The organism is Streptomyces ossamyceticus (assembly GCF_001418475.1).
GTDB classification, from domain to species: Bacteria; Actinomycetota; Actinomycetes; order Streptomycetales; family Streptomycetaceae; genus Streptomyces; species Streptomyces ossamyceticus.
On record NZ_LIQX01000195.1, the window covers coordinates 1 to 3,919 of the forward strand.

General features: G+C 71.7%; 2 protein-coding genes and 1 pseudogene. 2 read left to right on the forward strand and 1 reads right to left on the reverse strand.

Annotated elements, in window-relative coordinates; translation table 11 throughout:
- Positions 1-453: 453 nt before the first annotated feature.
- Complete coding sequence (locus AOK15_RS15885; RefSeq protein WP_420876913.1) at positions 454-2,073, reverse strand: PspC domain-containing protein; 1,620 nt, start codon at positions 2,071-2,073, stop codon at positions 454-456.
- 232 nt (positions 2,074-2,305) lie between these two features.
- Between AOK15_RS15885 and AOK15_RS15890 the strand changes: the two genes are divergently transcribed.
- Positions 2,306-3,631 (forward strand): ATP-binding protein, encoded by a 1,326-nt coding sequence (locus AOK15_RS15890; protein WP_055517222.1) that lies wholly within the window; start codon positions 2,306-2,308, stop codon positions 3,629-3,631.
- Positions 3,628-3,919, forward strand: a pseudogene (locus tag AOK15_RS45000) (hypothetical protein); the annotation flags it as partial. The gene AOK15_RS15890 and the pseudogene AOK15_RS45000, both read left to right, overlap by 4 nt.

Below are 3,919 nucleotides of genomic sequence, written 5' to 3' on the forward strand. Positions count from 1 at the left end.
GCCCAGCCCACCTTCCCCCGGCGACTGCCCGCCTCTGAGTATGTGCCCTGTTGACCCTGCCGACCCGTGTTTCCCTTCGCCCCCCGTGAGCTCCGTTGGCCCCGTCAGCCCCGTAGGCTCGCTCCTCCCGCCGCCGCCCTCTCCTCAGTGGTCCACGCCCCCCAACGAGCCAATCCGCCCGACGACCCCTGCTACGCCCAGTGACTCGGCTCGTCCTGTCGGCCCCGTCCACCTCGCCGCTCCCCTCTGTCTTCCCCTCCGGTCCGGCAAGACGCCCGGTGGCCCCGTATCGCGTGGTGTATGGAGGCCACGGCGCCCGCGAGGCACAGGCCGCCGAAGGTGAGCGGTAGGACGACGAACCATGGGGTCTGCCAGGCCCCGGCCGCATCGCCGAGGTAGATGACGCCGGCGGCGGTCACGAAGAGTCCGCCGACCAGCTTCCCGGGCTGGAACTCATGCCGCAGCACGGGCCACCTCCGCCTGTCCCAGACCGACCTCCAGGTCGAGAGTGATCGTCCCACCACTCCCCGGGCCCTCGGGCGGGGACAGCGTCAGACGGTCGCTCTTGTCCGGCGCCACGTCCACGTCCTCCTTGCCCTCACCCGGCAGCTGGATGTCACCGAAGCCCACCTGGACGTCGAGCCGCACTGTCACGTCCGGCGGGACCACGACCTTCACCTTGCCCGCGCCCACTTCCACACTCGTGGACAACGTCTGGCCCTTCGCCAGATCCACCCGCGTCAGATCCAACGTGCCCACTCCCGTCCCCAACTCGTACCGCGCCGCCACGTCCGCGGCCTTCCCCGGTGTCCACTTGGTGCGGGCCCAGTCCGTCGTGATGTTCGACGGGAGCGCCGCCGCGCCCGCCAGGAGCCCCGCGGTGACCAGGGCCAGGAAGATCGACCCGGCTCCCGTCCGGCCCAGGAAGGAGCTCACCGCTATGCCCAGGCCGAATGCCACCAGCGCACAGGCCAGCCCTGTCTGCATGCTGGCCGCCAGCGTGCGGTCCTCCCACGTCGCGGTGGTCCCGAGACCGCCGGCGAGCAGCGCGAGCAGGAAGACCCAGCCGCCTATCCAGCGAGGCCCGCGCGGCTTCGGCCCCCGCGCGGCGCGTATGTCGTGCCGCGCGGGAATGCCGCGAGCGATGTTGACCGCCGCGGAGATGTCTCGCTCACGCGTCTCCCCAGGGCCCCACAGATAGCCGGTAGTGCCCACGTGGGTGCCGTCCTTGACTATCGGGTCCCGCCACCACGACGGGTAGGAGGCGGCCACGGGGGGTGCCTGGGCCTCCGGCGGAGCGTCGGCCACGGCCTGCGCTGCCAACGGGTCGGGGTCGGGGGTGCCTCGCTGCCGTGACCAGTAGCCCGCGCCGGCCAGGAGAAGGGTGACGATCACGGAGAAGGTCAGGACGGTGCTGTTGCCCAGCATCGTGAGGAACACACCGCAGCCGACCAGCGCGAAGAGGACGGCCGCCAGTGCCTGACCGTCGACACGGCCGGTGAGCAGCTTCCGTACCTCGTTCTCCTCCTCGTCGTCGTACGGCATGAACAGCCAGGCGAAGCCGTAGAAGATCAGGCCGAGCCCGCCGGTCGCGGAGAGTACCGCGAGCACGATCCGGAAGATCACCGGGTCCATGTCGCACTGCCGCCCGAGGCCGGCGCAGACACCGCCCAACATCTTGTACCGCCGGTCACGGCGGAACCCCTGTGGAGCGACCGGGGTGCCGACGGGATCACCGGGAGTGGCCTGCCCCGCCGGACCAGCGGAGCCGCCGACAGCGGCCCGGTCCTTCGGATGACCTTCCCCCGAGGCGCCCGAACCCCCCGAGGCGCCCGAACCCCCTGAGTCGCCCGGGCCAGCCGAACCGCCCGAATCAGCCGGGCCGGCAGCATGCGCGCCGTAGGCCGCTTGATCCGCGGGCGTGCCCGCACCCGCATCCCCAGCCGCACCGGCATGCGCATCCGTGCCCGCACCCCCGCGCATACCCGTGCCCGGGCGAGTGCCCGAGCCGGGGCCGGGGTGCGGCTCCTTCGCCGCCCCATGGCCCTCGTGCGCGCGCGACTCCTCCGTCATGCCCGGCGGGGGCACGACGTCCTGCGGCTCGGCGGTCGGCCGCTGGGAGCCGGGGCCCGAGGAGGGTCCCGACTCCGATGCCGCGTGCTGGTGATCCGTCATGCGTCCATCGTGACCGCCGGGCCGGTTCGACGGCAGTCGGGATGACCCTGGTCGAACCCTGATATCCACCCGGGGATGCGTTCGATCACGACTTCGCCGAAGATCAGGGGCGTCTCGGGGATCGACCCTGATGCCTCGATCGGCCGTGCGTGTGAACATCGATGGCATGCCGGAAGCCGCAGCACTGCCCATCGACACTCCGCGGCCCCCGCGCAAGCTCTACCGCAGCAGCGACGGTCGCTGGCTCGGCGGAGTGGCGCGAGGGCTCGCAGGGCATCTCGGGCTGCCCGTGATCTGGGTCCGACTCGTGTTCGTCGGTCTGTTCACGGCAGACGGCCTGGGTGCCCTGGTGTACGCGGCGTTCTGGTTCTTCGTGCCGCTCGGCGTCGGCGGGGTCGACAATCAGCGGCCCTCGGCCATCACCACCGAGACATCACCCGACGGCCGCCGCAGACTCGTGGCCCGCCGACCCGACCGGGGCCAGATCGTCGCCCTCCTCCTCATGGTCGTCGTGGCCATGGTCTTCGTCGGCAATGTGAATCTGGGGGACGGCGCCCGAGCGTATCTCTGGCCGACGGTGCTGGTCGCCGCCGGTGTGGCTCTGGTCTGGCGTCAGGCGGACAATGCGCGGCGGGCACGCTGGGCCGAGGTCGGCCGCCGCCGGCGCACCATCACCCTGCTCCGCTCGGTGGCCGGAGTCCTGCTCGTCACCGCCGGCGTCTCCGGGATATTCGTCCTGCAAGGCTCCGCCGCCCACCTCGGCTCGGTGTTGCAGGCAGCGCTCGCGGTCCTTGTGGGGATAGCGCTGCTGGCGGGCCCCTACCTCGTCAGAATGACCCAGGACCTCTCCGAGGAGCGCCTGATGCGCATCCGCGCCCAGGAACGCGCGGAGGTCGCGGCCCATGTGCACGACTCGGTGCTGCACACCCTGACGCTGATACAGCGCAACGCGGACAACCCCAACGAGGTCCGCCGCCTGGCCCGCGCCCAGGAGCGCGACCTGCGCAACTGGCTGTACAAACCCGAGGGAACCGGAAAGGACGAGGAAGAGGAGCCCGACACCCTCGCCGAGGCCGTGCGACGCAACGCCGCGGAGGTCGAGGACAAGCACGGAGTGCCCATAGAGGTGGTCGTCGTCGGTGACTGCCCCCTCGACGAGGGACTGACCGCACAGATGCAGGCCGCGCGCGAGGCGATGGTGAACGCCGCCAAGTACGGTGGCGAGGGCGGCGCCGTACAGGTCTTCGCCGAGGTCGAGGGAAGGACGGTCTTCGTGTCCGTGCGTGACCGCGGCCCCGGCTTCGATCTCGACGCGATACCCGCCGACCGCATGGGCGTCAGAGAATCGATCATCGGCCGCATGGAACGGAACGGCGGTACGGCACGGCTCCGCGCCGTACCGGGCGGCGGCACGGAGGTCGAGCTGGAGATGGAGAGGGCGGAGACGACGTCATGAGTGACGCGAACGAGCCGAACGACCTTGCCGGGCAGAGCGGTTCGGGCACGGAACCGGCCGTGGGCCGGGGAGGCGACCGGGCCGCGCAGGAATCCGGCCCCGTGCCCGCTGGTGGCCGGCAGGGTGGGGCCGCGGGCCAGGGGGCGTTCGGGGACGCCGATGTCTCCGACGCGTCGGCCGCCGATGAGTCCGCTTCCGGTGCTTCCGGTGGGCCCGTGGCCGGGGGAGAGCCGGAGGCCGCGGTGTCCGGGCCAGGGCGGCATGTTCGGGTCGTGCTCGTCGACGATC

Excerpts from the sequence above, each read along its gene's own strand:
- AOK15_RS15885 (WP_420876913.1), bottom strand. The coding sequence starts at position 2,073 with ATGACGGAGGAGTCGCGCGCGCACGAGGGCCATGGGGCGGCGAAGGAG.
- AOK15_RS15890 (WP_055517222.1), top strand. The coding sequence starts at position 2,306 with ATGCCTCGATCGGCCGTGCGTGTGAACATCGATGGCATGCCGGAAGCC.